The sequence below is a fragment of the Clostridium sp. AM27-28 genome (assembly GCF_003480955.1).
Lineage (GTDB): Bacteria > Bacillota > Clostridia > Lachnospirales > Lachnospiraceae > Otoolea > Otoolea fessa.
In genome coordinates, this window is the sequence record NZ_QUJT01000009.1 from 91,818 (window position 1) to 117,138 (window position 25,321).

19 protein-coding genes are annotated in these 25,321 nt (G+C 50.7%); 1 reads left to right on the forward strand and 18 read right to left on the reverse strand.

Features of this window, described 5'->3' with window-relative positions; translation table 11 throughout:
- Positions 1 to 28: 28 nt before the first annotated feature.
- The 8 genes from DW720_RS10805 to pyrH all read right to left on the reverse strand — a co-directional run bounded on the left by DW720_RS10805 (position 29) and on the right by pyrH (position 11,094).
- Positions 29 to 4,537, reverse strand: a complete 4,509-nt coding sequence (locus DW720_RS10805; RefSeq protein WP_118742516.1) for a PolC-type DNA polymerase III — start codon at positions 4,535 to 4,537, stop codon at positions 29 to 31.
- 4 nt (positions 4,538 to 4,541) lie between these two features.
- Positions 4,542 to 5,618, reverse strand: a complete 1,077-nt coding sequence (gene ispG / locus DW720_RS10810; RefSeq protein WP_106999778.1) for a flavodoxin-dependent (E)-4-hydroxy-3-methylbut-2-enyl-diphosphate synthase — start codon at positions 5,616 to 5,618, stop codon at positions 4,542 to 4,544.
- A gap of 228 nt (positions 5,619 to 5,846) precedes the next feature.
- Positions 5,847 to 6,974: an RIP metalloprotease RseP gene (gene rseP, locus DW720_RS10815; protein ID WP_106999777.1), complete on the reverse strand. Its 1,128-nt coding sequence runs from the start codon at positions 6,972 to 6,974 to the stop codon at positions 5,847 to 5,849.
- 1 nt (position 6,975) lies between these two features.
- A complete protein-coding gene (locus DW720_RS10820) occupies positions 6,976 to 8,118 on the reverse strand; it encodes a 1-deoxy-D-xylulose-5-phosphate reductoisomerase (protein ID WP_022360463.1) in 1,143 nt (380 codons plus the stop codon).
- Between the two features lie 42 nt (positions 8,119 to 8,160).
- Positions 8,161 to 8,961, reverse strand: coding sequence for a phosphatidate cytidylyltransferase (locus tag DW720_RS10825; RefSeq protein WP_106999776.1), 801 nt, complete (start codon positions 8,959 to 8,961; stop codon positions 8,161 to 8,163).
- A gap of 12 nt (positions 8,962 to 8,973) precedes the next feature.
- Positions 8,974 to 9,699, reverse strand: a complete 726-nt coding sequence (locus tag DW720_RS10830) for an isoprenyl transferase (RefSeq protein WP_106999775.1) — start codon at positions 9,697 to 9,699, stop codon at positions 8,974 to 8,976.
- A 125-nt stretch (positions 9,700 to 9,824) separates the two neighbouring features.
- Positions 9,825 to 10,379, reverse strand: coding sequence for a ribosome recycling factor (gene frr, locus DW720_RS10835; RefSeq protein WP_022360460.1), 555 nt, complete (start codon positions 10,377 to 10,379; stop codon positions 9,825 to 9,827).
- Positions 10,380 to 10,392: 13 nt separating this feature from the next.
- Positions 10,393 to 11,094 (reverse strand): UMP kinase, encoded by a 702-nt coding sequence (pyrH, locus tag DW720_RS10840; RefSeq protein ID WP_106999774.1) that lies wholly within the window; start codon positions 11,092 to 11,094, stop codon positions 10,393 to 10,395.
- 527 nt (positions 11,095 to 11,621) lie between these two features.
- Here pyrH and DW720_RS10845 point away from each other — a divergent pair.
- On the forward strand, positions 11,622 to 11,915 hold the full coding sequence (locus DW720_RS10845; RefSeq protein ID WP_022360458.1) for a helix-turn-helix transcriptional regulator: 294 nt from the start codon (positions 11,622 to 11,624) through the stop codon (positions 11,913 to 11,915).
- A gap of 128 nt (positions 11,916 to 12,043) precedes the next feature.
- On the opposite strand, the gene DW720_RS10850 is transcribed toward DW720_RS10845, so the two are convergent.
- From DW720_RS10850 to DW720_RS10895, 10 genes are all read right to left on the reverse strand, one after another.
- Positions 12,044 to 13,297, reverse strand: coding sequence for a chloride channel protein (locus tag DW720_RS10850; protein WP_118467603.1), 1,254 nt, complete (start codon positions 13,295 to 13,297; stop codon positions 12,044 to 12,046).
- Positions 13,298 to 13,345: 48 nt separating this feature from the next.
- Entirely contained in the window at positions 13,346 to 14,623 is a 1,278-nt protein-coding gene (gene ilvA, locus DW720_RS10855; protein ID WP_118742514.1) for a threonine ammonia-lyase, read from the reverse strand.
- A gap of 166 nt (positions 14,624 to 14,789) precedes the next feature.
- Positions 14,790 to 15,740, reverse strand: coding sequence for a signal recognition particle-docking protein FtsY (gene ftsY, locus DW720_RS10860; RefSeq protein WP_106999771.1), 951 nt, complete (start codon positions 15,738 to 15,740; stop codon positions 14,790 to 14,792).
- A 40-nt stretch (positions 15,741 to 15,780) separates the two neighbouring features.
- Positions 15,781 to 19,362 carry a chromosome segregation protein SMC gene (gene smc, locus DW720_RS10865; protein WP_118742513.1) on the reverse strand — a complete coding sequence of 1,194 codons (3,582 nt, stop codon included), beginning with the start codon at positions 19,360 to 19,362 and terminating at the stop codon, positions 15,781 to 15,783.
- 2 nt (positions 19,363 to 19,364) lie between these two features.
- Positions 19,365 to 20,057, reverse strand: coding sequence for a ribonuclease III (gene rnc, locus DW720_RS10870; protein WP_107000387.1), 693 nt, complete (start codon positions 20,055 to 20,057; stop codon positions 19,365 to 19,367).
- Positions 20,058 to 20,242: 185 nt separating this feature from the next.
- The gene (gene acpP / locus DW720_RS10875; protein ID WP_106999769.1) at positions 20,243 to 20,473 is read right to left on the reverse strand and encodes an acyl carrier protein; all 231 of its coding nucleotides are present in this window, start codon (positions 20,471 to 20,473) and stop codon (positions 20,243 to 20,245) included.
- 101 nt (positions 20,474 to 20,574) lie between these two features.
- Positions 20,575 to 21,564: a phosphate acyltransferase PlsX gene (plsX, locus tag DW720_RS10880; protein WP_118749615.1), complete on the reverse strand. Its 990-nt coding sequence runs from the start codon at positions 21,562 to 21,564 to the stop codon at positions 20,575 to 20,577.
- A 176-nt stretch (positions 21,565 to 21,740) separates the two neighbouring features.
- A complete protein-coding gene (locus DW720_RS10885) occupies positions 21,741 to 22,607 on the reverse strand; it encodes a patatin family protein (protein ID WP_118749616.1) in 867 nt (288 codons plus the stop codon).
- A gap of 326 nt (positions 22,608 to 22,933) precedes the next feature.
- Positions 22,934 to 23,548: a cytidylate kinase-like family protein gene (locus DW720_RS10890; RefSeq protein ID WP_118293659.1), complete on the reverse strand. Its 615-nt coding sequence runs from the start codon at positions 23,546 to 23,548 to the stop codon at positions 22,934 to 22,936.
- A 12-nt stretch (positions 23,549 to 23,560) separates the two neighbouring features.
- On the reverse strand, positions 23,561 to 24,913 hold the full coding sequence (locus tag DW720_RS10895) for an SLC13 family permease (protein WP_118749617.1): 1,353 nt from the start codon (positions 24,911 to 24,913) through the stop codon (positions 23,561 to 23,563).
- Between the last annotated feature and the right edge of the window lie 408 nt (positions 24,914 to 25,321).

The following is a 25,321-nucleotide window of genomic DNA, read 5'->3' on the forward strand; positions in this document are numbered from 1 at the left end:
ATTGAGCCTATTTTTTAGTACGGCTCTTTTACATCACCATATCAAACAGCGAAAGCTGATTGCTCTCCGGCAGCCCCGTCAGAATTCCCAGCTCTGCCATCAGATCGCACACCGTTTTCGTAACCTTGGTACGGTTGATAAAGTCCTCTTTCGACAAGAACTTTCCGTCCTCCGCCGCAAAAACAATCGCGTCTGCCGCTTTCTCTCCGAGTCCGTCGATACTGCTTAACGACGGCATCAGCTTTCCGTCTATGATCTGGAAATTGCGGGCTTTTGCCCGGTAAATATCGATCGGCATGAACTCAAATCCGCGCGCGTACATTTCCTGTACGATACGCATATCGCGCAGCGTGTCCTGCTCTTTCTTGGAAAGAGAATCCGACCGGCTCTTGTATTCCGCCAGATGATACTCCAGCTTATCGCGCCCCTGGCACATCAGCTTGTAGGTAAATCCACTCGCACGGATGCTGAAATATGCCGCATAGTACGCCAGCGGGTAAAATACCTTACAGTACGCCACACGCCACGCCATCATAACGTAAGCCGCCGCGTGCGCCTTCGGGAACATATACTTGATTTTCAGGCAGGAATCGATATACCACTGCGGCACATCGTGAGCTTTCATCTCCTCGATCCACTCCGGTTTCAGTCCTTTTCCTTTTCGGACAGACTCCATGATAGTGAAGGAGAGTCCCTCTTCGAGTCCTTTCTGAATCAGATAAATCATAATATCGTCTCGACAACAAATCGCCGTCTGAATCGTCGCCTGTCCGCTCAGGATAAGGTCTTTCGCGTTTCCTAACCATACATCCGTACCGTGGGACAGACCGGAAATCCGCACCAAATCCGAAAAATATTTCGGTTTGGCATCGATCAACATCTGCATCGCGAAGTCTGTACCAAACTCCGGAATGCCAAGCGCCCCGAGCTTACAGCCGCCGAGATCCTCCGGCGTGACACCGAGCGCCTCCGTGTTCTGGAAGAGACTCATGACCTCCTTCGAATCCAGTGGAATATCCTTAACCGGGTCGAGTCCCGTCAAATCCTGCAGCATACGAATCATGGTCGGATCATCGTGTCCGAGAATATCGAGTTTCAACAAGTTGTGGTCGATCGAGTGGTAATCGAAATGCGTCGTGACGGTACGTGTCGTCATATCGTCCGCCGGGTGCTGCACCGGTGTAAACGTGTCAATCTCCTCTCCGAGGGGCAATACGATGATACCGCCCGGATGCTGTCCGGTGGTACGCCGCACGCCGACGCAGCCGGACACGATGCGCTCAATCTCGCACCGGCGCTTACGGATTCCTTTATCCTCATAATAATGCGCCACAAAACCATACGCTGTCTTATCTGCCAGCGTACCGATCGTCCCCGCACGGAAGGTCTGTCCTTTTCCAAAGATGACCTCCGTGTAGCTGTGCGCCCGGCTCTGATATTCACCGGAAAAGTTTAAGTCGATATCCGGCTCCTTATCACCCTTGAATCCCAGGAACGTCTCAAACGGAATGTCGAACCCGTCTTTTTTCAGCGGTTTGCCGCACTTTGGACATATCTTATCCGGCATATCACAGCCCGCCATACCCGAAAACTTTTTTACATCTTCTGAATCAAAATCGTAATAATGGCAACTCGGACAATAGTAGTGCGGACTCAGCGGATTTACCTCCGTGATACCAGACATCGTCGCCGCCAGTGAGGAACCAACGGATCCTCGCGAACCAACCAGATATCCATCCTCATTCGACTTCCAAACCAGTTTCTGCGCGATGATATACATAACGGCAAATCCATTGGAAATGATCGAGTGAAGTTCCCGCTCCAACCGATCGACTACCATCTTCGGCAGCTTATCGCCGTACATATCATGTGCACGGTTGTAGCAGATGGTACGCAGCGTATCATCCGAATTCGGAATAACCGGCGGACACTTGTCCGGGCGTACCGGGGAAATGCGCTCACACATCGCCGCGATCTTGCGCGTGTTTGTGATAACGATCTCCTCCGCCTTATCGCTGCCTAAATATTCAAATTCCCTCAGCATTTCCTCGGTAGTCCGCAAATACAGCGGTGCCTGATCGTCTGCATCCTTAAAGCCCTTGCTCGCCATGATGATACGGCGGTAGACCTCATCCTCCGGATCGAGGAAATGGACATCGCAGGTCGCGCAGACCGGCTTGTTCCACTGTTCGCCAAGTTCAATCACTTTGCGGTTCAGATCCTGCAGATCCTCCCAGGTGTTGACCGAACTTTTCTCATCCCGCAGCATAAATGCGTTGTTTCCAAGCGGCTGCACTTCCAGATAATCGTAGAAATTTGCAATTTTTCCCAGTTCTTCCTCCGGAATCCCGCGCAGGATCGCCTGAAACAGCTCTCCCGCCTCGCACGCCGACCCAAGAATCAGCCCCTCGCGGTGGCTCGCCAGCAGACTCTTCGGAATCCGCGGACGTTTTGCAAAATACGTCAGGTTCGACTGGGAAATCAACCGGTACAGGTTGATTCGCCCGACATCATTCTTCGCCAAAATAATAATATGGTAGGTCGGCATCTTCCGGATCATTTCCGGTGTCATTTTGCTGAGTTCGTTGAGCTGCGTCAGGTTTTCGATATCACGAGCCTTTAACATCTCGATGAACTTGACAAAAATCTCTGCCGTCGCCCCCGCATCATCGACCGCCCGGTGATGGTTTTCGAGGGAAATTTTAAGCTCTTTCGCTACTGTGTCGAGCTTGAAGCGGTTCAGGTTCGGCAGCAGGACACGCGCCAGCGAAACCGTATCGAGAACGGTCGGCTGGAATGTGATTCCCTGCCGTCTCGCGTTTTCTTTGATGAAACTGATATCAAACGACGCGTTGTGCGCGACCATGACCGCACCCTCGCAGAATGCCAGAAACTCCGGCAGAACCTCTTCGATCGTCGGCGCGCTGATTACCATGCCGTCGTTGATGCTTGTCAGCTGTTCAATGTCATAGGGGATTGGCACTTCCGGGTTGACAAATGTGCTGAATTTGTCCACAATCTTTCCATCCGTCACACGCACCGCGCCGATCTCGATGATGCGGTTCTTGATCGGGCTGAAGCCGGTCGTCTCGATATCGAATACAACGCAGGTGTGATCTAACGTCTGTCCTTTCTCATTCTCCGCCAGTTCCTTCATATCATCGACGAGATAGCCCTCAACACCATAGAGGATCTTGAAGTTTTCGCCCTTATCGACCGCATGGTTCGCATCCGGAAACGCCTGCACACAGCCGTGGTCGGTGACAGCGATCGCGTCCATGCCCCACTGTTTGGCACGTTTGATGATATCCTTGACCTCGGAAACACCGTCCATATCGCTCATCTTTGTGTGACAGTGCAGCTCCACGCGCTTGACCGGACTGTTGTCCATCCGCTTGCTGGTGAAATCTTCGCATTTCTTGATGCCGGAAACCGAACCGATCGTCAGCTCGCCATCAAATTTATCAATGTTGGCAACACCCTTGATGCGGACAAACTGTCCCGCCTTGGTCGCCGTCTTCAAATCATCCAGCGTATCCTCCCGTGCAAAGATCTTGACGCCGATTGTATCTGTAAAATCCGTTACCGAAAACATAAACAGTGTGTTGCCGCTGCGAAGCTCCCTTAGCTCGCAAGTCAGGATCTTTCCGCGGATGACAACCTGCCCAACCTCGCCTTCCAACTCCTCGATCGGGCTCGCCTCCTCATCGAAATCGCGCCCAAACAGCACATCCGGATTGTCGGATTTCTTCATATAGCCCGAACGGCGGTACTCGCCGCCCTTGCCAGATCCAGCATTTGCGCTGCCTGCCTGGTTTCTGCCTCCTGCCGGATTCCCCCCGGCTTTCTGCTTACCAACCGGTTTTAAAACAGTCTTTCCCTCGTCAAATGGCAGATCGACACCTCCAGAGGCAGGTTCTGCCCCCGACGGTTCCATATACGCCTCATTGGCACCTGCTGCTCCGGCAGCCGCGCCGCTTCCGCCTGCCGCCTGCGGCTTCATGTAGATGATCTCCGGCTCAGTATTCTTCTTCTCAACCGGACGGTAGGAAGTCTTCACAACCATCGGCACATTGCAGCGCTCGGTGAAGATTTTCTCCAGAATCCGCACCAGTTCCGGTGCCTTATCGCGCACGATCATCGTGTCCTCCAGCGACAGCTTCAGGTATCCTTCTTCTTCAAAATCCATCTCCGCCTTACGGAACATATTATAAAGAAGGATACTGTAATTTTTCAGCTCCATCAAAATGCTGTCCCGGTATACATTCATGAGTTTTTCCGGCGTGTACTGGCTGGACAGATGGTATTTCTCCAAAATCTTGATCGTCACCCGTTTGCCCGGAAACAACTGCTCCTTGATGCCTTTTTCCAGATCGTAGATACTCTGCTTGTGCATCAGGCGCGGGCTGTCGATGTATACGCGGATCACGCTCCGGTCACGGTTCGTCGAGATCTTCTCGATCCCGACCATTTCAAGCAGTCCCCGCACATTTTCCGCAATATGTAAATCTGGAAATACCTCCAGAAATGTTTTCATTCTATCATTCCTTTGCTTTTTTATCTTCCACCATCCGGTCAAGCTCCGCTTTGAGCGCCGGTAAAAGTTCACTCTCCGGCAGTTTTTTCACAATCTCGCCCTTGCGTATCAGAAGTCCTTCGCCGATACCGCCGGCTACCCCGAGATCGGCTTCCTTCGCCTCGCCCGGTCCGTTGACCACGCAGCCCATGACGGCAACCTTGATATCCAGCGGATATCCCTGTACCAGCGTCTCCACCTGGTTTGCCAGACCGATGAGGTCGATCTGCGTGCGTCCGCAGGTCGGACATGAAACAACTTCCACTCCTCCCCGACGAAGGCCCAGCGTCTTCAAAATCAGCTTTGCCGACTTGATCTCCTCCAGCGGGCTGCCTGTCAGGGACACGCGGATCGTATCACCGATTCCCTGACTCAAAATCAGTCCCAGACCGACCGCTGACTTGATATTGCCCGCAATTACAGTTCCCGCCTCTGTGATACCGACATGCAGCGGATAATGAGTCTTTTTTGCAATTAGTTCATGTGCTTTTACACACATCATAACATCCGAAGATTTGATGCTGATAACCAGATTGTCATAACCCATCTGCTCAATCAGGGCAACCTTATCCAGCGCACTCTCAACGAGTCCTTCCGCTGTCACGCCGCCATATTTCTCTACCAATGGCTTTTCCAAAGAACCGCTGTTGACGCCGACACGAATCGGCACGCCATACTCTTTTGCCTTGTCAACCACCGCCTGGATCCGCTCTCTGGAACCGATATTTCCCGGATTGATACGGATTTTGTCCGCGCCGCACTCGATCGCCGCGATCGCGAGACGATAGTCAAAATGAATATCCGCCACCAATGGAATATGTATCTGGCGTTTAATCTCCGTCAGGGCAGCAGCCGCCTCCATTGTCGGCACTGCCACACGGATAATATCGCAGCCCGCGTGCTCCAGCGCCAGAATCTGCTCGACGGTCGCCTTCACATCCTCTGTTTTCGTATTACACATCGACTGGATCAGAATCGGATTGCCGCCGCCGATCTGTCGTTTTCCAATCTGCACCACTTTCGTCTCGTCCCGGTATCCCATATCGTTCCTCCCAAACCATTCTTCTCCGACACAAAATTTCCGGCCTTTTTCGAGCGAATCTTTCATGCCTTTGAATCAAATGAATTAGTAACTGTTCAGTACCTTCACAGTCACGCGCAAAAATCCATCAAAAATTGCCTACGGCAATGGGATTTTTGCCTGCTGGCCCATGTTTTCGTACGGTCAGCGCAGTAAATGCGCAGACCTACTGAACAGTTACATGAATTATTACAATAAATTTCTAATATCATTAAACAATACAAATAACATCAGCGTCATCAACGCCGCCATGCCCGCCATATGGACCATGCCCTCTTTTTCCGGATCAACCGGCTTGCCGCGCAGCATCTCCAGAATGATAAATACAAGCCGTCCGCCGTCCAGCGCTGGAACCGGAAGCAGGTTCATGACACCCAGATTGGCGCTGAGCAGAATACACATATTGGCCAGATTGACAAGCACAATCATAAGTCCGTAGCTCTGGCTCTCCTTGACCGTCGTGCCGATCATCGACACAATCCGCACCGGACCCGCGATATCGTTCGAGCTGACCTGCCGCTTCAGAATCATGCCAAGGCTGCTGAACGTCACACGGATCCAATAGCGCACTTCATAGAAGCTATACTGCGCCGTCTGAATCACGGACGCCGGTTTCTGGTAAACACCACCGCTGATTCCAATAAGATAGCGTCCCGCTTCCTCAGAATAGCGCGGAACCATCTGCGTCGTGTAGGATTTCCCATCCCGCACATACTCCACCGTGACACTCTTTCCCGGATGAAACTGCAGATACGTCTGCACATCGCGGTACAGATAGGTGCGCGTACCATTTAAGCGCTCGATCGTATCGCCCGCCTGCAGCCCCGCCTCCTGTGCCGGATAGCCGTCCTCAACACTGACAACCGACGCCGCATCAAATCCCACACAGCTAATCACGAAAAAGGCGCAAAACCATGCCAGAATGAAGTTGAATACAGGTCCTGCCACCACGACTTTAAAACGTGTCCAGGCAGAAACCGCATTAAAATAAGTCCCCGTTGCACCCGGAGGCAACAGGAGCCGATCCGTTTTTCCATCTGTCAGACTCTGGTTCTGATCGCAGGAACTCCCTTTTTCCGTCTCATCCGGCGCATCATACCCTTCATCTTCCCCCAGCATCATACAAGAACCGCCAAACGGAAGCAGCTTCAGCGAGTACCGCGTCCCGCCTTTCACAAAACTGAAAAGTCTAGGACCCATGCCGAGCGAAAACTCAACGACGCAGATTCCGCCCCGTTTTGCCAATAAAAAATGTCCAAATTCGTGAAACAGCACGATCAGGCTGAATACAATCAGCGCCGCCAGCAAACTTACCAATCTACCACCTGCTCTCTATAAAATCATAGGTTTCCTGTTCTGCTGCCAGAATCTCTTCGACCGTCGGATTCTCTTTCACGGTGTGGTGTTCCATCGCCGCCTCAATCATATCAGTGATGGTCAGATATCCGATCTCGCGATCGAGGAATTTCTGAACTGCCCGCTCATTTGCCGCGTTGAACACGGTCGGAAGCGTGCCGCCGCGCCGTCCGGCTTTGTATGCCAGGGAAAGTCCGTGGAAATTCTCAAAATCCGGCGCTTCAAAGGTAATCTGTGCCAGCTTTGCAAAATCCAGCCGGTCGCCCGCCAGGAAGCGGCGTTCCGGATAATACAGCGCATACTGGATCGGAAGCTTCATATCCGGCGTGCCGAGCTGCGCTATCACCGCGCCGTCCTCGTATTCTACCATTGAATGAATCACACTCTGCGGCTGCACAACCACCTGCACCTGATCCATCTCCACGCCAAAGAGCCATCTTGCCTCCATAACTTCCAGACCTTTGTTTACCATCGTGGAACTGTCGATCGTGATCTTGCGCCCCATCGTCCAGTTCGGATGTTTCAGCGCATCTTCGACCTGAACACCTTTCATCTGCTCTCTCGTCCATCCGCGGAACGGTCCGCCAGACGCTGTCAGGAGAATCTTGTGGATCTTATTTCCCGTCTCACCGTTCAAACTCTGGAAAATCGCGCTGTGCTCGCTGTCCACCGGCAGAATGCGGACATGCTTCTCCTTTGCCAGCGACATAATGATATGCCCGGCCGTTACCAGGGTCTCTTTGTTTGCAAGTGCAATATCTTTTCCAGCATTCATCGCTGCGATCGTCGGGCGGATACCGATCATTCCGACTACCGCTGTCACCACAATCTCCGCACCCAGCTCCGTTGCCACTGCGAGAAGTCCATCCATGCCGCTCTCGACACGGATATCCAGATCGCGCACACGGTCTTTCAGTTCTTTTGCTTTTTCCTCGTTCCAGACCGCCGCGATCTTCGGAGAAAACTCCCGGATCTGTTTCTCCAGAAGATCAATATTGCTTCCAGCCGCCAGAGCCGTTACTTCTATATCTTTATTCGCCCGGACCACTTCCAATGTCTGTGTTCCGATCGATCCGGTTGATCCAAGTATCGCAATTTTTTTCATTTCTTATTCTCCTGTTTCTGTATTTTCATACATGCTTTCGTTTTATCGTAAAAACGTCAGTGCAAAATAAATCGCCGGTGCCGTAAAAATCATGCTGTCGAACCGATCCAGCACGCCGCCGTGTCCCGGAATCAGGTTTCCGTAATCCTTGACATTGTGGTTCCGCTTGATCGCCGACGCCGCCAGATCCCCGATCTGGGAAATGACCGCCGCAATCGCACACGCCACCGCGCATGCCACCATCGGATTGCTGACCTCGTCCATCTTCGCACCGAAGAAATACGCATAAATGCAGCCTAACAGAGCCGATCCGACCACACCGCCGACGGCGCCCTCGATCGATTTTTTCGGGCTTAAAACCGGTGCCAGACGGTGTTTTCCAAGGAGCATTCCCGCGCAGTATGCGCAGGTGTCACAGCCCCAGGAGCTTAAAAAGATCAGCCAGACAAGGTATTTTCCGTCCGCCATTGCCCGCACCTGATACAGGTAGGAAAGCATAATTCCCAGATAAAAAATGCCGAAAAATGCTACTGTAATCTGCTCGGTCCCATATTTCGGAAACGTGAACACGTAAATGCTCATCAGCACCATCAGGGCTGCAATCGCAAGCAGCGTCACATAATGCTGCCCTTCAAACCACACCAGCCCATAATATCCCAGACACGCCAGATACCCGGCGATGCCCGGCGCTTTTTTCTCAATCCCCATAACCCGGTAAAGCTCAAACATACCGATCAGGGAGATCGCGGCGGTCACACAGTACAGAAGGACACCGCCCTTTGTAACCAGTAAAATCGCGAGTGCTACAAGCACAATCCCGCTTATCAGCCTCGTTCTGAACATGGCAACTCCTCCTTATGCCTTGACTCCGCCAAAGCGTCTGTCTCTTTGATTGAACTGCTCAATTGCCTTTATAAGCTCGTCGCGGTTGAAATCCGGCCACAGGCAGTCCGTGATATAAATCTCACTGTAGGCAAGCTGCCACAGCAGATAATTGGACAGGCGGATCTCGCCGCTGGTGCGGATCAGAAGATCCGGATCCGGGATACCCGCCGTATCTAAATAGGACGCAACGGTCTGCTCTGTCACGTCCTCCGGCACCAGCTTTCCGTCCTGACAGTCCATCATCATATGGCGCACCGCGCGCGTGATCTCATCTCTGCCGCCGTAGTTGACTGCGATCACAAAGGTCATGCCCGTGTTTGCCGCCGTCTCGTCTTCCAGGCGGTTGATGCCCTCGATGATATCGCTGTCAAAGCGCGTGCGGTCGCCGATCATTTTGACTCTTACATTATTTTTCTTGGCAATCTTTAAAAGCCGTTTCAGATAAAAACGGAAGAGCTGCATCAGCGCCCCTACTTCTTCAGCAGAACGCTTCCAGTTTTCCGTTGAAAAACCATATACCGTCAGATAACGGATTCCCAGTCTCGCTGCATCCTCAACCGTCTGTTCAACCGTCACACACCCCTGTTTATGACCTACGGTTCTCGGAAGACCTCTCTTCTTCGCCCATCTGCCGTTGCCATCCAGAATGAGGGCGACATGCTGCGGAATTACCATGTTTTCGATGTCCCTTTCCATCCAGTTTTCCTCCATAATATTCCCTTAATAGCCAGAAAACAGGACCAGCCGGCCATCCGCATCTGCAATGCCGGCCAGCCCTGCTTGAGGCAGCCTGATTTTTACATTTAAACTCTATTGTATTTTTATACAGTCATGATCTCAGCTGTTTTTTCTTCTACTGCTTTATCAACCTTTGCGATCATCTTGTCAGTCAGCTTCTGGATCTGATCCTCGCCATCTGCCAGCTCATCCTCGGTGATCTCGCCGCCTTTTTCCAGCTTCTTTAACAGGTCGTTTGCATCACGGCGGATATTGCGGACTGCAACCTTCGCGCCCTCGCCCTTTTTCTTAACATCCTTTGCCAGATCTTTACGGCGTTCCTCAGTAAGCTCCGGGAAAATCAGGCGTACTGCACTTCCATCGTTGTTCGGGTTGATACCCAGATCGGAAGTCAGGATCGCTTTCTCGATGTCCTTAATGAGCTTCTTCTCCCACGGCTGGATCAGAATCATACGCGGCTCCGGTACAGAGATATTTGCCACCTGCTGTAACGGGGTCGGTGCGCCGTAGTAATCTACTTTGATTTTGTCCAGTACATGCGGGTTCGCACGTCCAGCACGAATGGATGTATACTCATTCAGCAGTGCGTCATAGGACTTATTCATCTTCTCTTCGTAAACTTTTAATCTCTCCTGCATAAAATCCTCCTAGTTATGCGGTAACCACTGTACCGTTAATTTTTCCGCGCATTGCATTTACAATTCCGTCTTTTTCATTCAGGCTGAATACTGCCATCGGAACGTGATTTTCCATACACATGATGGAAGCTGTGAGGTCTACGACCGCCAGCTGCTTGTCGATCACCTCCTGAATCGTGATCGTATCATACTTCTTTGCATCCGGGTTGATCTTCGGATCGCTGTCATAGACGCCGTCGATCGCCTTGGCCAGAAGAATGCAGTCTGCATCCATCTCAATCGCACGCAGCGCTACGCCGGTATCAGTTGAGAAATACGGATGACCTGTACCACCTGCAAAAAATACGACCATACCCTTTGAGAAATATTTATTGGCTCTGTCCTTTGAAAACAGCTTCGTCATGGAACCGCACTCAAATGGTGTCAGAATCTGTGTCATCATACCCTCGCTCCGGAAGATCTCCGACACGTAAATACAGTTCATGACCGTTGCCAGCATTCCGATCTGATCCGCCTTGGTCCGATCGATTGCATTGCTCTGGCGGCCTCTCCAGAAGTTTCCGCCGCCGATCACGATACCTACTTCGATTCCGTCATCGACCGCCGTCTTAACCTGTCTGGCTACTTCCTTGACCGTTGCTTCATCAAACCCGGTTTTCTTGTCGCCTGCCAGCGCTTCTCCGCTCAGCTTCAGTAATACCCGCTTTAATTCCATAATTCGGTTCTCCCTGTCTATATGTACGTTCTGATGTACATTTTATCTGTGATGACCGTAAAAAGCTGCGTCACCTTATCAAAGATATTCTACCACAAAAAATCCGAATGTGCGATAGAATTTTCGTAAATCCTGTGCATCCTTTCATCATTTTCCCCAAACGCCTTTCTGTATACGGATTCTTCGCCCTGTTTTTCATTTTTTCTCAAATTTTAGCGCCCGTTTTACTTTTTTTCTATTTCACCTTTTCCCGCCGTTCTCATTCTGCCCCCAGTTTCTCATTATTTATCTGCACTTATCCTCTGCAATCTTTTTCTGTGCATTATTTAACAGCCTTCCTAGGTGCAATCCATGTATGTGCATTGTTTTATTGGATATGCATTTTATAACATTGCAAATTTGAATCATTATATTGTTTGATAAAAATCAATTTCCAGCTACAATAGTTATATCAGTTGTAATTATTTATTATCTCTGAAATAACAATAACGCATGATTCTTTCGGATCGGGGAGGCACTTGAAAAATATGACAGCAATCGATCAAAAACAAATTAACAAGCAGCAGACAAACCGTTATGAAAAATATTACCGTCAGATAGGTCTCAACATCGCTTATTACCGCAAACTCCGTGGCATGAGCCAGATGGCTTTAGCAGAGGCGACCGATTTAAGCCGGACTCATATATCTAACATCGAGGCACCGAACATGAAAACGAGTCTTTCCTTAGAGAGTCTCTTTGATATTGCAGGTGTTCTGCAGGTTGCACCGCGCGCCCTGCTTGATTTCCGTGATGAGAAACCGCAGGATTTTCATGAATAAATCATGATAGAGCACGTAGATTCATGAACTTCTTTAAAGCATGACATTTTAGGGTTCCAAAGATAAATTGGAACCCTTTTTGTGGTATTCAAAAGTAAAAAATCAAAATTATGGTGAGCATTTTCCACCTATTTATTCGTCTTCCGGTTAATAAACTCCGTCCTCGTCTTCGAGTAGATAAATTTCTGACTCGCATACAGGCTGTAATAACCAGAGAAACTAAAGCTGACTGCAATCACCAGCACGAAAAACGGCATCGCCTCATAGCCAAAAAGCTCAAAGCCCAGCAGAAGCGTTGAGATCGGGCAGTTTGTGACTCCCACGAAGAGTCCCAGCATACCGCAGGCGGTCATAAGACCGACCGGCTGTCCAAAGAGAAATGCAAAGAAACTGCCAAACGCCGCGCCGATCGTCAGGGTCGGCACGATCTCGCCTCCCTTGAAGCCTGCCTCCAGCGTAACCGTCGTAAAGAGAATTTTCATCAGGAAATCCCATGGAAGTCCCTCGCCCTCGAAACATTTTTCAATCAGGGAGACGCCGCTTCCGTTGTAGCGGGTCGAACCGGTCAGAAGCGTCAAAACAATCACAATCGCCGCGCCGGATAGAATCCGCCAGACCGGCGATGGAAGATATTTTTTGTAGAGATGTTCCGTTGTGTGAAGCGTGATGCAGAAAAGCTCCGACACCAGCGCGCAGCCAGCCGCCAGACCGACAGCCACGATCGCTGTTTCAATACTCCACGCAGGAACCGCACCAATCGCAAACTGCTCCGGCATCAGTCCCCAGAACCTCGCCAGCGCCGCCGCCGTAAAGGCAGAAAAGACACATGGAACCAGCGCTGCATAGTACATAACGCCGATGCTGATAACCTCCATCGAAAAGATCGCCGCCGCCATCGGTGTGCCAAACAAGGCGGCAAACACACCGCTCATGCCGCACATGACCGCAATTTTCTTATCTTTCTCATCAAATTTCAGCCATTTTCCGATCTGGGTTCCGATGCTTCCTCCCATCTGCAGCGCCGCGCCCTCCCGTCCGGCAGAACCACCGCCCAGGTGCGTCAGAAGTGTTCCTGCAAAGACTGCCGGGGCAGTCGCAAAACTGATCTCTGTGTTCGAATAGATCGATTCGATCACCATATTTGTGCCCCGGTTATTACTCTCTCCCAGCACATGGTAAACACCCAGAACCAGAAGACCGGTAAGCGGCAGCAGAAAGACCATCCACGGGTGGCTTTGAAAGAATGCCGACACCCATAGGACACATTTTCCAAATGCCGTGCCGATGCAGCCGCTCACAATTCCAATCACAATCGCGCCTTCCACCCATTTTATAAAATAGGAAATATTTTTTAACACCGGCTCATATTTCTCCCGCTTCATTTCAACTCTCCCCTGTCTGCTCTATCCACACTGCTTTTCATTTCCATCTTAGACATCATAGATATTTTTGGATTTTACCAGCTTCGGACGGTAGCCTGCTTCCTTGAGTGCTTCCACTATCTTATTCTTGTGATCCGTACCAAACGCCTCAACGGTGATCCGCAGCTCCACTGCTGCGTTGCGGTTGATGCTGACAAACTGGTTGTGCTCCAGTTTGATGACATTGCCCTGCTCCGCTGCCATCAGATTTGCAACCTTTGCAAGCTCTCCTGGCTTATCCGGCAGCAGTACCGATACGGTAAATACGCGGTCTCTCTGGATCAGACCATGCTGTACGATGGATGCCATTGTGATCACGTCCATGTTGCCGCCGCTCAGGATGGATACGACTTTTTTCTTCTTCACATTCAGGTGTTTCAAAGCAGCCACAGTCAGAAGACCGGAGTTCTCAACGATCATCTTGTGGTTTTCTACCATATCAAGGAATGCCACGATCAGCTCGGAATCCCCGATGGTGATGATATCATCCACATTGATCTGGATGTACGGGAACAGCAGATCGCCCGGGCGTTTAACGGCAGTACCATCCGCGATTGTGTTGACGCTCGGGAGAGTCACTACCTTTCCTTCTTTCAGGGATTCCTGCATACAATTTGCGCCTGCCGGTTCTACACCGATCACTTTGATCTTCGGATTCAGCAGTTTTGCCAGCGTTGCAACACCGGTACAGAGTCCGCCGCCGCCAATCGGAACCAGAATATAATCAACGGTCGGAAGCTCTTTGATGATCTCCATCGCGATGGTTCCCTGACCGGTGGCTACGTCCAGATCGTTGAACGGATGGATAAAGGTATATCCGTGCTCCGCTGCCAGCTCATTTGCATATGCCAGCGCCTCATCGAATACATCGCCGTGAAGAACCACCTCTGCGCCATAGCTTCTGGTACGGTTTACCTTCATGAGCGGCGTGGTCGTCGGCATAACAACCGTTGCCTTGCAGCCAGCCAGTTTTGCCGCGTATGCAACGCCCTGTGCATGGTTTCCAGCCGATGCGGTGATCAGACCGCGCTGTTTCTCCTCATCGCTCAGGGTGCTGATCTTATAAAATGCACCTCTTACCTTGTAAGCACCTGTATACTGCATATTTTCCGGTTTTAAATATACTTTATTGCCGGTCAAATTCGAAAAATATTCACTGTAAACCAGTTTTGTCTCGGAAATAACCTTGCTGACAACCTCGGTTGCTTCTTCGAATTTCTCCAGTGTCAGTCCCTGCGGCTCAGCCTGTGCTGCCTCTGCTGTCTCTTCCTTTATTGTCTCACTCATTGTCTTTCCTCCATTTATCCGTATTTCTCAGAATGCGCCCTGCTTTTGTCGGTTCTCTGACCAGACAGTCTGCCGGGTGTGTCCTGTTTATCTGAATCTACGGCTTAAGCAGATTTGTTCTCCGCCAAACCAGTTTCAGCCGTGGCATGCTCAGCTATTTTTAGCTCTATTCATTCTCTGTCAATGCTTCATTTCTCTTAAACAGTGCATTGACGAAATCATTCGCATCGAATTTCTGTAAATCGTCGATCTTTTCGCCGATTCCGACGTATTTAACCGGAATACCAAGCTCGGACTGGATCGCAACCGCGATACCGCCCTTTGCCGTGCCATCCAGCTTCGTCAGAATGATGCCGGTGATATCCGCCACCTCCATAAACTGTTTTGCCTGTGCAAGCGCGTTCTGACCGGTCGTTCCGTCAAGGACAACCAACGTCTCACGGTAGGCGTCCGGATATTCTTTGTCGATGATCCGGTTGATCTTCTTTAACTCTTCCATCAGGTTTTTCTTGTTGTGCAGACGACCTGCCGTGTCGCAGATCAGCACATCGGCATTTCTTGATTTTGCCGCCGCGATCGCATCGTAGATAACAGCTGCCGGATCAGAACCTTCCTGCTGGGCGATCAGCTCAACGCCCGCGCGTCCTGCCCACTCCGTCAGCTGCTCAATCGCTGCCGCACGGAATGTATCCGCCGCCGCCAGAATGACCTTCTTGCCCTGATCCTTTAACTGGCCCGCCAGCTTGCCGACCGAGGTCGTCTTCCCGACGCCGTTGACGCCGATCACCAGCACAACCGACTTGCGGTTTTCAAATTCGTAGGCATTTTCGCCCAGATCCATCTGTTCCTTGATGCTGGCAATCAGAAGATCCTTGCACTCTGCCGGATCCTTGATGTGGTTTTCTTTTACCTTTTTCCGGAGATCCTCGACGATCGCCATCGTCGTCTGGATACCTAGATCGCCCATGATAAGCGTCTCTTCGATCTCCTCATAGAAATCATCATCGATCGCGGAAAAACCGCTGAATACGGAATCAATTCCGCTTACAATGGAATCTCTCGTTTTCGTCAGCCCTTCTACCAGACGGCTGAAAAAACCCTTTTTCTTATCTCCCATGGCTGCGCCTCCTTTTCTATTTCTGAACTCTTTTTTGCAATTATAATTCTGCTTTTTCCTCTTCCCGCTCCATCTGCGCCTCGATCAGGCTGACCGATACCAGCGTGGACACACCTTTTTCCTGCATCGTGATACCGTACAGGCGGTCTGCCGACACCATCGTGCCTCTTCGGTGGGTGATGACGATAAACTGCGTGTAGCGCGTCAGCTTATGCAGGTACCCGGCAAACCGGTCTACGTTGGAATCGTCAAGTGCCGCCTCAATCTCATCAAGCAGGCAGAATGGCGACGGTTTTAAGTTCTGAATTGCAAAAAGCAGTGCGATCGCCGTCAATGCTTTCTCTCCACCGGAGAGCTGCATCATATTCTGCAGTTTTTTGCCCGGCGGCTGTGAAATAATCTGGATGCCTGCCTCCAGAATATCTTCTTCCTGCGACAGCTCCAGCGTACCCGTTCCGCCTCCAAATAATTCCTTAAATACTTTATCAAACTCGCGGCGGATCTCACCAAATTTTTCCCGGAACTGACGCCGCATTCCTTCATCGAGCTCCTCGATAATTTTTTCCAGCGCTGCCTGTGCCGCTACCAGATCTTCATGCTGGTTTTTCATAAATTCGTAGCGGCCGGATATCTCCTTGTAGTCCTCGATCGCGTTGACATTGACATTCCCAAGGGCGCGGATCTCCATCTTTTTCTCATTGATCGACCGCTTCATTTCTGGAATCGAGGTCAACGCTTCCTTCCGCAGCTCTTCCGCGCGCGAATACGTAAGCTCATACTCACTCCACATATAATCGACCTGCGACTCCAGGCGCTCATTCAGGCGTTCTCTCTGATTCTGGAGACGGAAGTTCTCTCGGTCTAAAAGCTGGAGACGTTCGTTCAGCTCTTCCTTTTTATCAAAGAAAGTTTTCTGCCGCCCCGCCTTTTCTTCCTTCTCACGCTGCTTGTTCTGGATTACCAGTTCCATCTGCGTCCGCTTGTCCCCGGACGCCTGTATCTCGGCTTCCAGCGCTGCAATCTCGCGCTCTCTGGCAGCGATCGTCTCGCTGCTGTCCGCGTGACCGCCGGAAAGTTTCTCTTTCTCTGCCCGGAGACGTTCCTGCTCCTGCAATACACGGCGCAGATTTTCCTCGATAAACGCGCCTTTCTGCTCCGCCTGGGAATGCCCAAGCTGTATCTCCGAAAGGGCTGCCGCCGCTTCCCCACGCTGCTTTTTCGCCGTCTCAAGACCCGTCTGCTGCTCTTCCACGTACTGGTTCTTCTCATTGCTTAGCGTTTCAAGCTTCGTCTCTTCGGTCTGCAGCTCCCGCAGCGCCCCGCGCAGATCGCCTACCTGCAGTTCGAGTTCCTGATTTTCCGAAGACAGATCCTGCGAGGAATCTGCAATCTCCTGCCGTCTCGCCTCTAACTGGCAGATCGTCAGTTCCAACGTATTCTGCTGGATCTGCATCTGCTGGCGCCTCTCCTGGACGGATGCCAGTGTTCTCTTCGCTTCCGTCAGCCTGCGCCCCGTCTCTGCCAGCTCCTTCTGTACCGCCTCTACCTGTTCCAATGCCTTTTTGCAGGCAGCTTCCAGTTCTTCGATCTCACGGCGGCGTCCCAGCAGATTGCTGCTGTTCTTGAATGCACCACCGGTCATCGAACCGCCAGGGCTTAAAAGCTCGCCGTCCAGCGTCACGATCCGGAGAGAATGCCGATATTTCTTTGCCAGCGCAATCGCATGATCGATCTGATCCACCACGACCACGCGTCCCAGCAGATAGGACACCAGCCCGCTGTATTTCTCATCCGCAGAGACCAGTTCGCTTGCCAGTCCAAGAACACCCATTTCTTTCAGCGCCCCCGGCTGTCCAAAACTCTGGCGGCGTTCCATGCTGGTCAGCGGCAGAAACGTCGCACGGCCATACCGGTTCTTTTTCAGGTGTTCAATCAGGCGTTTCGCCGTCTCCTCGGAATCCGTCACAATGTTCTGGATGCTGCCGCCAAGTGCCGTCTCGATCGCCGTCTCATATTTCTTCGTCGTGCTGATCAGATCCGCCACAACGCCGTGAATACCCGGAACGCAGTTCCTGACTTCCATCACGCGGCGGATACTGCCGCCGTAGCCCTCGTAGCGCTCCGCCAGATTCCGCATCGATTCCAGCTTTGTCCGGTTCGTGTGGTAATCCTGCTGAAGGCTCGAAAGTTTCTGGTTCAGGCGGCGTTCCTGTTCTTCCTCCGTGCGCGTCTGCTCCTGCAGCTCTTTTTCCTGCGCCGAAAACGCTTCCAGACATTCCCGCACCTTCCCTAATTTGGCTTCTTCTTCTTTTTTCTGCTCTTCCTGAACCGACTCATCGCTCTTGAATTTCAAAAGCTTCTGCGTCACTTCCGCCCGGCGCACATCCGCCTGCTCCAGCATCGTCTCATAGCGCTGACGGCGGGCGGCAAGTTCCGCTTTCTGGTTCAGAGCGTCCATGATCTCGGCTTTTGCTGTCTCGATCAAAGTTTCCGTCCGGCTGACCGCCTCGTCCATCGAACGGACTGCTGCCTCCGCTTCCTGCTGTTTTGCCTCGATCATCTGCACCGATGCATTTAGTGCCTGTTTTTCAGACTCATATTCCGCCTGTTCTTCCTCTTTCTGATGCATTTCGCCGTCGATCGACGCCATCCGGCTGCGGATATGTTCTTCGTTCATCTGCTCCGTCCGGATCTGCTCTCTGAGAACCCCGATCCGTCCGGTCTTCTCCTGGCGTTCCAGATCTTCCCGGCTGCACGCCTCACGATCCGCGGCAATCGCCGCATCCAGCGCATCCAGCTCGGTTCCGAGCAATTCGTACTCCGATTTCAGTGTCTCCGATTCCGCCCGCACACTCTCCTGATCGCCGGTCAGAATCATCTCCTTCTGCTCCACTTCCCGGATCTGGCGCTTCAATTCCTCCGATTCTGCCAAAAACAGGTTGGCGTCCAGACAGCGCAGCTCTTCCCGCAGACGCAGATACTCCTTCGCCTCCTCCGACTGCCGTTCCAGTGGTCCTACCTGTTTTTCCAGCTCGGACAAAATATCCGTCACGCGGATCAGGTTCTGCTTTTCATCTTCCAGCTTCTTCTGTGCGATCGCCTTGCGCCGCTTGAATTTCACGATTCCAGCCGCCTCGTCAAACAGCTCGCGCCGTTCCTCCGGTCGCCCGCTTAAAATCTGATCAATCTGTCCCTGTCCGATGATGGAATATCCCTCTTTACCGATACCCGTATCATAAAAGAGCTCGTTGATATCTTTTAGACGGCAGCTCGTTCCATTAATCTTATATTCACTCTCACCAGAACGGTAAAGACGTCTTGAAACCGTGACTTCGTCGTACTCAATCGGAAGTTTGTGATCGGCATTATCCAGTGTGATCGCCACGTAGGCAAATCCCTGCGGTTTTCGAAGCTCCGTACCAGCAAAAATAACGTCCTGCATCGTGCCGCCGCGCAGCTGCCTGCTTCTCTGCTCACCGAGCACCCAGCGCACTGCATCGGCGACATTGCTCTTGCCGCTGCCGTTCGGTCCGACGATGCCCGTGATTCCGTTGTGGAACTCAAACAGAATTTTATTGGCAAATGACTTAAAACCCTGTATTTCAATACTCTTTAAATACATACCTACTCCTGCGGTTTTCTGATAGTGAGGATCCCACGGTACGCCGCACGCTGTTCCGCTGATTTTTTCGTCCGTCCGATGCCGCGCCCGATCTCCTGACCGTCCAGCATCGCGGACACTTCGAAGCTCTTGTTGTGATCCGGTCCTTCTTCTTTCAGAAGAACGTATGTAAGTGTCTCGTCCGTATGTCCCTGCACAATCTCCTGCAAGATAGTCTTGCTATCATAAAAGAGCTTTTTGTGTTCCATATCGTTGAGAATAAATCGATGAATAAACTCTTTTGCATTAGCAAAACCACCGTCCAGATAAATCGCACCGATCAGTGCCTCCATCGCATCCGACACCACCGAATCGCGCCCCCGTCCGCCGGTCGCATCCTCGCCTTTTCCAAGCAGCAAAAATCCACCCAGATCGATCTCCTGTGCGCAGAATGCAAGGGTCGGCTCGCAGACCAGACTCGCACGTGTCTTTGTCATATCGCCCTCCGGCATCTCCGGAAACGTGCGGAACAGGAAATCACTCGATACCACTTCCAGCACCGCGTCGCCTAAAAATTCAAGACGCTCGTTGCATCCCAGTTTTCCAAGATGGTGCTCATTGGCATACGAACTGTGTATCATCGCATGTTCCAGAAGCTTCTTGTCCTGAAACGAATAGCCAATCCGTTTTTCCAATTTATTTAATGTATACTCCATATATTTCTCTCTTTCCAGCCTGTCCTGCTGCTGACTGATTCCGGCAATCATTGCTATTTGTGTCTGTGAGCCAGAGTCAAACATCCGTTCTTTTTGGAAAGGAGCTGTCGCGATCCTGCCCTTCGGCAGCCCGCCCAGCCCCTTTGCCTGACAGACTTCTCTATAACTTTTTAACAAACATTGAATTAGTTCAGTGCGTTCTTGATCTGCTCTACTGCATCGCCCACAGATACAATCTTTTCTGCCTCCTCAGTCGGAATTTCGATATCAAACGCCTCCTCGATTCCCATGATAATCTGAAAAATATCCAGCGAATCTGCGCCCAGATCATCCACAAACGTCGTATTTAACGTAATTTCATCTGCTTCAACATTCAGTACCTCCGCGATAATGTTCTGTAATTTTTCAAATTCCATAATTTTCTTCCTTTCTATGAACTTATTTTAAAATATTTAGAATTCTAGATTGATTAAAAACATATCGTTTTTTCGCTACATTTTATAATTTCACGAAAGTTTCACAGACTTTCCTTGATCTTTTCATTAATCGCCTGCTCTTTAAAGGTCACACACTGAAGAATCGAATTGCACACCTCGATGCGCTTGGAATTTCCGTGCGTCTTGACAACCAGCCCCTTCAATCCCAGAAGCGGTGCGCCGCCGTACTGGCTCGCATCGAATGCTTTGAGCGTCGTCTTTAACGCCGGTTTTACAAGCAATGCGCCGATCTTTGAGCGCAGGCTCGTCATCATGCCCTGTTTTACCATGGAAATCAGGGTTGCACCAACACCTTCATAGAGTTTCAGGATGACATTTCCGACAAATGCCTCAGAAACGATGACATCCGCGCCGCCGTGCGGAATCTCGCGTGCCTCGATGCTGCCGATGAAATTGATGTCCTTACATTCTTTTAAGAGCGGGAATGTCTCTTTCACCAGCGCATTGCCCTTCTCTTCCTCCGCACCGATGTTGACGATCGCCACACGCGGATTCTTGATGCCAACCACGTGTTCCATGTAGATGGAGCCCATCTTTGCAAACTGTACCAGATGGGACGGTCTTGCATCGACATTGGCGCCGCAGTCGATCAGCAGGGATACGCCCTTTTCTGTCGGAATCAATGGAGCCAGTGGCGGACGTTCAACGCCCTTGATTCTGCCGACGATCACCTGTCCGCCGACCATAATCGCGCCGGAACTGCCCGCGGAACAAAATGCATCCGCCTCACCCCTGCGGACCATATTCATGCCGACCACGATGGACGAATCTTTCTTCGTGCGGATCGCATTGACCGGCGGTTCCTCCGTCTCGATGACCTCAGTCGCATTGACAACCTCGATCTGTTCTTTCTTATATGTATGCTTTTTTAATTCTTCTGATACGACTTCTTCCTTGCCGATCAGGAAAATCTGAATATCTTCCCTCGACTGGGCTGCCATCACGGCACCTGCCACGATCTCACCCGGTGCGTTGTCGCCCCCCATGGCATCTACTGCTATCTTAACCATTGCGTGTTCTCCTTCTATAATTTATAGCGATACACATACCAAACCTGTCTTCCGCCACTGCGGCATATGTGGTCCGAACGAATCGCTCTTTCATCGTCACGCTGCAGCTGTCCCGCTTTTTATTGTCCACAGCCACATTACATCAATCTTTACTATACTAGAGATCAATCTATAAATCAATAAGATTTGAACCAATTTTCCATTGCATGCATCTGATTGGCAGCATCCTTCCTGCCGATATCATACGTCTCCTGCAATTTTTCAACACTATGTTCGGTTCTGCCGATTGGAAGCGCCACGCTCGGACGGATAACAAAAATTTTTCCCTCTTGTTCGAGGCGATCGATCCATTCCACCGTCTTATTATAGAAATAATAGCGGCTGCGAAGCGCCCTCACGAACGCCGGATATTTGTGATATGCCGCCTCCGGCAGCCAGAAATTGCCCGGTTTCTTGCGGTAGCCCGCCGGACGGGTCAGCACAACGACGCATTTTTTATACCCCATCTTAGCGAAGGCACGCAACGGAATGCTGTCCGTGCAGCCGCCGTCCAGAAGCTTCATTCCACCAACCTCGACCATATGGGACACATACGGAAGGGATGCCGTCGCACGGAAATATTCGACATCTTTGAACATATCTTTAATCTCCAGATACTCTGCTTTCCCTGTCTCCACATTGCTGCATGCCACATAAAACCGTGTATTTCCCCGGTCAAATGCCTCGTAATCATACGGATCCAGCCGTTCCGGTATATCATGGAAGCAGAACTGCTCGTCCACCAGATTTCCCGTCCGCAGCCAGTTTTTAAAGCTCATAAAACGCTTGTCATTGCAGTATTTTTTATAATAACGGATGCTCCGCTCCTTCTGCCCCGACACAAACGAAGCCCCATGCACTGCCCCCGCCGAGACGCCGATCATGCCGTCAAATGAAATATCATGATCCAAAAACACATCCAGGACGCCCGCTGTGTAAATACCGCGCATCCCGCCGCCCTCCAGAACGAGACCGGTCTTTTTTTCTTTTTTTAACTCTGTCATATATCATCAAACTCCTATTAAATATCTTATATACTATAAAACAAGATCGAACAGATAGCAAATACGATTTTTCTATCTAATTCCATATTTTTTAGTATAACGTTACTGTTCACATATACGTGCCCAGTAACGGAATTTGCCGTGGCTTCGCATTTAAATACGGCAAATTCCTGCTGCCACCACGTTTTCTTACGGCACTTTCGGTTCCAAAAGTGCCCACCCGGGAACAATAACAGTATAACACCTCGGCAGAAAAAGGGAAAGGGGGACGTGCGCCGCCTATGCACACGTTCCCCTTTCTCTTTTTCTTCGATATCCCTATTATTTTATTTCTGCATCGCGTCCATCCGCGCCTGCACATACTCCTCCAGCATCTTCGTCGTTCCCTCAATTCCCAGCCGGCTGCTGTTGATCGAAAGGTCATAATTTCTGGAATCTCCCCAGCGTCCGCGGCTGTAACAGTTGTGGTAGGATTTCCGCCGCCAGTCCTTCGTCTTTACCAGACGTTTCGCCTCGTCCTCTGAAAGTCCATGCAGCTGCTCAATTCTCTTCACCCGTGTTTCCTCATCGCCCAGCACAAAGATCGTGATCAGTCCGTCATATTCCTTTAAAACCGTCTCCGCACACCGTCCAACTACCACAAACGATTCCCCTGAATCGGCCTTGTCTTTCAGGTAACTGAACTGCATCTGCGCCAGATTGTTCTCCAGAGAGCTTGAAAATCCGCTGACATTGCGCGCCAGAAAACGGTTTAGCGGCTTCTCGTCGTATTTTTCCAGCACACGAGGATCCACACCCTTTTCCTTGGCAATACTGTCCAGCATCCTATGATCATAAATCGGAAGTTCAAAATGCTCTGCCAGCGCTTCCGCTATCTTGTGTCCACCGCTGCCAAACTGTCTGCTGACCGAGATGATCACTCTGTTTTTCCTCTCCTCCATATAAAAGCCCCCTTAAAAGTATCTCACATATATACAAACCATGGAAATCAGGATTACCAGCACCGTCGCCGGAGCTGCATACCGGCAATATTTCCCCCAGCCGATAAAATGTCCGTTTTTCGCTGCCACTGAGATACCAACTACGTTTGCCGAGGCTCCGATCGGAGTTCCGCAGCCGCCAATATCCGTACCCATCGAAAGCGCCCACGCCAGAACCGAGAGATCCATGCCGCCTGCCTGCGCCAGACTCCGGATAACCGGGATCATCGTCGCCGCAAATGGGATATTGTCCACAAATGCACTCGCAAGCGCCGACAGCCACAGCACAATCGCTACTACCCATTTTACATTATTTCCACTGACTGCGTCAATGATCCCTGCTAAAGAATTTAGGACGCCCGTCTGCTCCATGCCGCCGACCACGACAAAAAGACCAATGAAGAATAGCAGCGTCTTATAGTCAAGCTTCTTAATCATGCTGAGCGCCTCACCGCCGGATGCCAGCAGCGAAAAAGCACCGATAAATACGCCAATCGTCGCAACTGTCAGTCCCGTCTGTGCATGCGTCACCAGCATCACGATCGCCGCCGCAAAGATCACCACGCTGACCGCAAACCGTTTCCGATCCGCGATCGCCTCCTGTGGGGATGGATATGTAACCGCTTCGTCATGCTTTTCACTCGCCTTTAATTCTTTCCTAAAGGAAAAATAGAAAAACAGCACGATAAAAATCAGCGAAACACCCGCCATCATACCTGTATTTAAAATAAAATCTTTAAATGAATATCCGAGCGAGGTTCCGATGATAATATTCGGCGGATCGCCGCACATCGTCGCAGAGCCGCCCAGATTCGAACAGAAGATCTCTGAAATGATCATCGGAATCGGATCAAAATGCAGAAGATGCGCCAGCTCTACCGTGACCGCTGCCAAAAAAAGAATAACGGTAATACTGTCGATAAACATCGCCAGAAACGCCGACATCAGCATAAATGAAATAAAAATCGGGATCGTCTTATAATGTACCGCCTTGGCGATTGTCAGGCACAGCCACCGGAAAAATCCCGCGCGCTCCATACCCTCCACCATCAGCATCATACCGGCAATAAAAAGAATCGTCGCCCAGTTGATGCCGCTCGAGGACTCTGCCGCCGCCTCAGTCTGAAACCAGAAGTTCGGAACCATGAAGCTGCGCAGGCTCAGTGTCTCCGCCGCTGCCGCCTCACTGTGCATACAGATGCCAAACACCAGCACCAGCGTCAGAAGCCCGCATCCGAGCGATACGATATGCCTCTCAATGTGATCCCAGATGATAAGTCCAAACATTACAATAAAAATAATCACAGCCAAAATTTGTGCTGCCATCTTTGTGCCCCTCCTTTGTCAGTCCTTTTTTTGCCATCCTCCATACTGGCTTAGAACCCCTTGCAGTCTCTTCTCAGACCGCCCCTTCCCCTAGATTGTTAAAAAATAGGCAGTCATGAGATACCACCTCTATCTTACTACTTATTTCACAATATGCAAGTATACTTTTTGTTATTTTTTTCATTCCATCAGAAATGACTGTAAGCTTATCCTTCGGCACTCTTTTCATGTATGTATTTTCATTCTATCATCGTTCTGTTTGCAAATATTCTCTTTATTTTTCTCTGTTTTTAAATGTAAAAGAGACAGACCGCATATTCCGTGCAACCTGTCTCTTCTCACATCTATTTTACAATTCTGTCTCCATCTTCCCTGACGGATTTTCATCAAAATTGTTTCTTAAAAATT